Below are 6,375 nucleotides of genomic sequence, written 5' to 3'. Positions count from 1 at the left end.
GCCCACAGCCTCTCTTCCACACCATTGCGCACCCGTGCGAGCCGAACGTCCGATTCGCAGCAGCTACCGACCTCATCCAACCTCGACGAGCCAGAACCACCCATTGTCTCCGATACATAGGTGACAAGAGAAATCCATACCCCGGTGTATCGACGGTTTTGTTGCAATTCGTTACAAATCGCCCAGCTCATCTACCCCCCGATCGCATTGCCGAAACGCACCGTTCAGACGCGGCGCGCGACACCTCTCCCCCTGGGACAATCAATTGCAACCGACGATCTACACCCCAATCCACATCAGTCACCTCGGACAATTTACAGGGCCGCCAGGTACTGGGTGTCTGAGCTCGAACAAGATTCGACAGTCGCTGATCGAGACTATCGGTACTCGCCGACAGACCGACGAAAGAACGCGCCGACCAGCGGTCGGCGCGTTCTTCGATTTACGGTACGAAGCTTCAGGAAAAGCCCACACCAGTCACACTCTTCAGGTGCTCGCTGCTGACCCCTGGAGCCAGCTCCACAAGCTGCAGCCCGTCCGCGGTGACGTCCAGCACTGCCAGGTCGGTGATGATCCGGTTGACGACGCTCTGACCGGTAAGCGGCAGCGTGCAGGCCTCGACGATCTTGGGATTGCCGTCGCGGTCGGTGTGCTCCATCACGACGATGACGCGGCGGGCACCGTGGACCAGGTCCATCGCCCCGCCCATGCCCTTGACCATCTTGCCCGGCACCATCCAGTTGGCAAGGTCACCGGTCTTCGATACCTGCATCCCGCCGAGCACCGCGGTGTCGATGTGACCACCGCGGATCATGCCGAAGGAGAGAGCCGAGTCGAAGAACGCGGCGCCTGAATTGACGGTGACGGTTTCTTTACCGGCATTGATGAGGTCAGCATCGACCTGATCATCGGTCGGATACGGTCCGGTACCGAGGATGCCGTTCTCGCTGTGGAGGACCACCTTGACGCCCTCGGGCAGGTAACTGGGGATCAGCGTCGGCAGGCCGATGCCGAGGTTGACGTACTCCCCCGGCCGCATCTCGGCGGCAGCGCGAGCGGCCATCTCGTGGCGAGTCCAACCGATACGGGTTTCCTCTGCACTGGTCACTTGGTGCCTCCTGAGACGGTCCGCTTCTCGATCCGCTTCTCCTGTGGGCCTGTGTGTACGACGCGCGCGACGAACACTCCAGGTAGGTGCACGTGCGCGGGGTCGATGTCGCCCGGCTCGACGAGGTTCTCCACCTGCGCGATGGTGATCCGGCCGGCCATGGCAGCAAGCGGGTTGAAGTTCATCGCCGTCTTGTTGAAGACGAGATTTCCTTCGGTGTCGCCGTAGTCCGCGTGCACGAGCGCGAAGTCAGCGGTGATCGCCTCTTCCAATACATACGTGCGGCCACCGAACACTGCCGTCGCCTTCGGTGGCGACGCCACGGCGATCGAACCGTCCGGGTTGTATCGCCACGGCAAGCCGCCCTCGGCGATCGGGGTGCCGACGCCGGCCGGAGTGTAGAACGCCGGGATGCCGGTACCGCCTGCTCGCAGCCGCTCGGCCAGCGTCCCCTGCGGCGTCAACTCCACTTCGAGCTCACCGGCGAGATACTGGCGCGCGAACTCCTTGTTCTCCCCCACGTACGACGCCGTCACCCTGGCGATCCGGTGCGCGCCGAGCAGAATGCCGAGACCGTAGTCGTCGACACCGCAGTTGTTGGAGAACACCTCGAGATCGGTGGCGTCGCCGTCGGCGATCGCCGCGATCAGTGCGTCGGGAATACCGCACAGCCCGAAGCCGCCCACTGCGAGCCTGGATCCGCTCGCGATGTCGGCAACTGCCTCAGCTGCCGTATTCACGACTTTGCTCATCCGTTAGTTCTCCTTCTGCTGAAAGATTCCGGCTCGGTGAAGAAGCTTCTCGGCGTGACGGAGAACGGGAGCGTCGACCATCTTGCCCTCGAACGCGAACACACCACGTTCAGTAGACACCGCGGCAAGCACTCGTGTGGCCCAGTCGATCTCTTTTTCCGAAGGTGCGAAGGCCCCGCGGATGACCTCGACCTGACTCGGATGGATCGCAACCTTCACGTCGAAGCCGACTGCGACGGCATCAGCGGACTCGACGCCCAGGCCGACGAGGTCCTTGATGTCGAGGTACACGGAATCGACAGCCAACCGGCCGTAGCTCTTCGCGGCCAGGAGAGACGTCGATCGGACGTGCTTGGCAACGTCGCGGTACGAACCGTTCGGGTGCCTGCTCGAGTTGCCGCCGAGACCGGCAACAAGATCCTCGGCTCCCCACATGACACCGATGGCGTTCGCAGCAAGCGCGATGTCGGCCACGGCGAGGGCTCCTCGCGGGGACTCGACGAGCGCAACCACGTCCGCCGGTGCGAGCGAGAGGACGTCCTCGGCCGATTCGCACTTGGACAGCATGAGACGCGAATAGTGTGTGCCGTCCAGCGCGATCAGATCGAGTTCGTGATCAGGCGTACCGACCGGATTGACGCGCACGACCGTCCGCTCCGGATCGAGAGGCGTGTCGATCAGGGCTGCACGTGCGGCTTCCTTGTCGGCCGGAGCCACACCGTCTTCGAGATCGAGGATCACGACGTCGGCAACAGCCGCGGCCTTCGCATAGCGCTCGGGACGATCCGCCGGGCAGAACAACCACGCCGGCCCCGGCGGTGTCCACGTCATGAGGACACCTCTGCCGGACGCAGTTGCACCAGTGTCTTGCGCGTGGCCAGTGCGACGACGTCACCGTGCTGGTTACGCCCGGTGTGCACGAGCGTCACGATGCCTTCACCTGGACGGCTCTTCGACTCGCGCTTGTCCGCGATGAGCGTCTCGGCATACAAGGTGTCGCCGTGAAAGAGCGGCTTCGGGAAGCTGATCTCGGAGAAACCGAGGTTCGCCACGATGGTGCCCTGCGTCAACTGCGCGACGGACAGGCCGACGATGGTCGACAGGGTGAACATCGAATTGACCAGCCGCACACCGAATTGAGTGTCCTCGCTGTACGCGGCATCGAGATGCAACGCCTGCGTGTTCATGGTCAAAGTCGTGAACAGGACGTTGTCAGCCTCGGTCACCGTCCGGCCTGGGCGATGCTCGTAGATCGCGCCGACCTCGAACTCCTCGAACCAGAGCCCGCGCTGAGTGATCTTCTTGGGGTTCGTCACAGCCCTGCCTCACGAGCGATGAGCATCAACTGCACCTCGGTCGTTCCCTCACCAATTTCGAGGATCTTGCTGTCACGGTAGTGGCGCGCGACGGCGTACTCGTTCATGAAGCCGTATCCGCCGTGGATCTGCGTGGCGTCACGGGCGTTGTCCATGGCAGCTTCGGAGGAAATCAGCTTGGCGATAGACGCCTGCTTCTTGAACGGCTTGCCCGACAACATGAGTGCGGCCGCGTCGTAGTACGCGGTACGTGCGACGTGGGCACGAGCCTCCATACGCGCGATCTTGAACGCGATGGCCTGGTTGTGTCCGATGGGGCGACCGAACGCCTCGCGTTCCTTGACGTACTTGATCGACTCGTCGACGCAGCCCTGGGCGGCACCGACGCTCAACGCGGAAATAGCGATGCGGCCTTCGTCGAGGATGCGCAGGAAGTTCGCGTAGCCGCGGCCGCGCTCACCGAGCAGATTCTCTTCGGGGACACGAACATCGGCGAACGTGAGCGGATGGGTGTCGGATGCGTTCCAACCGACTTTGTTGTACGCCGGTTCGGCCGTGAAGCCGGGCGTCGTGGTCGGCACGAGGATCGTCGAGATCTCCTTCTTGCCGCCGTCCTTGACACCCGTGACCGCGGTGACCGTCACGAGCTTGGTGATGTCGGTGCCCGAGTTGGTGATGAACTGCTTGTTGCCGTTGATGATCCACTCACCGCTGTCGAACTTCGCGGTGGTCTTGGTTCCGCCGGCGTCGCTACCCGCACCGGGTTCGGTCAGGCCGAAGGCAGCCAACGACTTGCCGCTGGTGAGCTGCGGAAGCCACTCCTGCTTCTGTGCCTCGTTACCGAAACGGTAGATCGGCATGGCACCAAGGGACACACCAGCTTCGAGAGTGATCGCGACGCTCTGGTCGACCTTGCCCAGCTCTTCGAGCGCCAGGCAGAGTGCGAAGTAGTCGCCGCCCATTCCGCCGTACTCCTCGGGAAACGGCAGGCCGAACAGTCCCATGTCGGCCATCCCGGCCACTACCTCGTACGGGAAGGTGTGGTTGGCGTCGTGCTCGGCAGCAACCGGCGCCACTACGGTCTTCGCGAAATCCGCAACCGTCTTGGCGAGCTGCTGGTATTCGTCCGGAAGCGCTCCGGTGGCAAGGTAATCGGACATCAGGCGTCTTCCTTCTGCGTCGTGTTCTCGGTCTTTACTTCTGCAGTCTCTTCGTCCGCGACAGGTACCACGCGGGCCAGAACCTGATCCACCATCACCTGATCGCCCTGACGGACAAGCACTTCCACGATCCCGTCGATCGGGGACGTCAAGGAGTGCTCCATCTTCATGGCCTCGACCACGACGAGTGGTTGTCCCGCGCTCACTGCCGCGCCGTTCTCGACGTTGACTGCGATGACGGCACCGGGCATGGGGCTGGCGATTTCGGCGTCACCGGCATGCTTGTCCTCACCGCGAACGCTGACTTCGGCTACCTCGCGCACGTGCCAGGTTCCGCCGCCTGCCAGCCACAGACCGCCATCGGTCTGGGCGACGACAAACGTGCGTCGACGTCCGTCGATCACCACCGCCAGTTCGGATCCCGTCAGGGTCGCGCTGAATGCGCGAGGCTGTGAACCTTCGACCTCGACCTTTGCATCCGCGGGAACGCCGACGATCGCAACGTGCGCCGTTCGGGTGCCGGCGGAGAGCCTGATGCTGGTCGGAGCGGGAGTTCCGACGCGCCACCCACTCGGGACGTCCCAGGGATCAACGGATTCCGAAGTTGTCCACCGCGAGAGCCAGCGATACGCCGCGGCAGCAATGAGCACCTCGTCGGAGGCGTCGGCTGCGACAAAGTCTTCGACGCGACGATCGAGCAGACCGGTGTCGAGGTTGCCCGCGATCACATCCGGATCAGCGAGGAGGAACCGTGCGAATTCGATGTTGGTCACGACTCCGAGCACTGCGGTGTCACCGAGTGCGCGATCGAGCTTGCGCAGTGCGCCCGCGCGGTCGGGAGCGTGGGCGATGACCTTGCTGAGCATCGGGTCGTAGTCACTGCCGACGACGGTGCCCGCGAGCAGTCCGGAATCGACGCGCACGCCGGAACCTGACGGCTCGACCAGATCGACGACGCTGCCGCCGGTCGGCAGGAATCCACGGCCCGGATCCTCCGCGTACACACGAGCTTCGATGGCGTGCCCGGTCAGCGTGATGTCACTCTGGGAGAAGGCCAACTTCTCCCCTGCTGCCACACGGACCTGCCATTCGACCAGATCCAGTCCGGTCACCATTTCGGTGACGGGATGCTCGACCTGGAGGCGGGTGTTCATCTCCATGAAGAAGAACTCGTCCGGCTTGTCGGCGGAGACGATGAACTCCACGGTGCCGGCGCCGGTGTAATCGACGCTTCGAGCGGTGTTGCACGCTGCCGCGCCGATCCGGTCACGGGTCACCTGATCGAGCAGCGGCGAGGGAGCCTCTTCGATGACCTTCTGATGACGCCGCTGCAGGCTGCATTCGCGCTCACCGAGGTGAATGACGTTGCCGTGCTGGTCGGCGAGAACCTGGACCTCGATGTGCCGGGGCCGCAGGACGAATCGCTCGAGGAACAGGGTGTCGTCGCCGAACGACGACGCGGCCTCACGGCGGGCACTGCGAAGAGCCTCGGCCAGATTGGCCGGATCCTCGACCAGACGCATTCCCTTGCCGCCTCCGCCGGCCGAAGGCTTGACCAACACCGGGTAGCCGATGTCCTCGGCCGCTGCGATCAGTTCTTCGTCGGTCAGATTGGGGCGAGCGATACCCGGGACCACCGGTACGTCGAACGCGGCAACGGCGTTCTTCGCGGTGATCTTGTCACCCATCACCTCGATGGCGTGCTCAGAGGGACCGAGGAAGGCGATTCCGGCAGCCGCACAGGCAGCCGAGAACGCCGAGTTCTCCGACAGGAAGCCGTAACCGGGGTGAATACCCTGAGCACCGGTGGACTTGGCAGCGTCGATGACCTTGTCGATGACGAGGTAGCTTTCACGCGCCGCGGCCGGTCCGATGTTGACGGCAGTGTCGGCCTCGCGGACGTGGCGAGCATTCGCGTCGGCGTCGCTGTAGACGGCGACGCTGCGAATTCCCAACTCACGCAACGTGCGGATCACGCGAACCGCGATCTCACCGCGGTTGGCCACGAGAACAGTATCGATAGTGCGCAACTCAGTCAT

At 63.7% G+C, this 6,375-nt stretch carries 6 protein-coding genes; all 6 read right to left on the bottom strand.

The genetic code is table 11. From position 1 onward, the window contains the following. Positions 1-457: 457 nt before the first annotated feature. Genes RHP72_RS09355 through RHP72_RS09330 form a run of 6 tightly spaced genes read right to left on the bottom strand, consistent with a single transcriptional unit; the run spans position 458 to position 6,375 of the window. On the bottom strand, positions 458-1,063 hold the full coding sequence (locus tag RHP72_RS09355; protein ID WP_039973146.1) for a 3-oxoacid CoA-transferase subunit B: 606 nt from the start codon (positions 1,061-1,063) through the stop codon (positions 458-460). Between the two features lie 41 nt (positions 1,064-1,104). Beyond that, entirely contained in the window at positions 1,105-1,860 is a 756-nt protein-coding gene (locus tag RHP72_RS09350) for a CoA transferase subunit A (protein WP_007730192.1), read from the bottom strand. Between the two features lie 3 nt (positions 1,861-1,863). After that, positions 1,864-2,691 carry a CoA ester lyase gene (locus RHP72_RS09345; protein ID WP_003942031.1) on the bottom strand — a complete coding sequence of 276 codons (828 nt, stop codon included), beginning with the start codon at positions 2,689-2,691 and terminating at the stop codon, positions 1,864-1,866. After that, positions 2,688-3,176, bottom strand: coding sequence for a MaoC family dehydratase (locus RHP72_RS09340; protein WP_003942078.1), 489 nt, complete (start codon positions 3,174-3,176; stop codon positions 2,688-2,690). Before RHP72_RS09340 ends, RHP72_RS09345 begins: the two co-directional genes overlap by 4 nt. Further along, positions 3,173-4,336 (bottom strand): acyl-CoA dehydrogenase family protein, encoded by a 1,164-nt coding sequence (locus RHP72_RS09335; protein ID WP_311094597.1) that lies wholly within the window; start codon positions 4,334-4,336, stop codon positions 3,173-3,175. Before RHP72_RS09335 ends, RHP72_RS09340 begins: the two co-directional genes overlap by 4 nt. Further along, positions 4,336-6,375, bottom strand: coding sequence for an acetyl/propionyl/methylcrotonyl-CoA carboxylase subunit alpha (locus RHP72_RS09330; RefSeq protein WP_311094596.1), 2,040 nt, complete (start codon positions 6,373-6,375; stop codon positions 4,336-4,338). Before RHP72_RS09330 ends, RHP72_RS09335 begins: the two co-directional genes overlap by 1 nt.

The organism is Rhodococcus sp. SG20037 (assembly GCF_031763325.1).
GTDB lineage: Bacteria > Actinomycetota > Actinomycetes > Mycobacteriales > Mycobacteriaceae > Rhodococcus_F > Rhodococcus_F qingshengii.
This window is presented reverse-complemented; position numbering and strand designations above follow the sequence as displayed.

Coding starts and splice junctions, on each gene's coding strand:
- RHP72_RS09355 (WP_039973146.1), bottom strand. CDS start 1,063: ATGGCCGCTCGCGCTGCCGCCGAGATGCGGCCGGGGGAGTACGTCAAC.
- RHP72_RS09350 (WP_007730192.1), bottom strand. CDS start 1,860: ATGAGCAAAGTCGTGAATACGGCAGCTGAGGCAGTTGCCGACATCGCG.
- RHP72_RS09345 (WP_003942031.1), bottom strand. CDS start 2,691: ATGACGTGGACACCGCCGGGGCCGGCGTGGTTGTTCTGCCCGGCGGAT.
- RHP72_RS09335 (WP_311094597.1), bottom strand. CDS start 4,336: ATGTCCGATTACCTTGCCACCGGAGCGCTTCCGGACGAATACCAGCAG.
- RHP72_RS09330 (WP_311094596.1), bottom strand. CDS start 6,375: ATGACTGAGTTGCGCACTATCGATACTGTTCTCGTGGCCAACCGCGGT.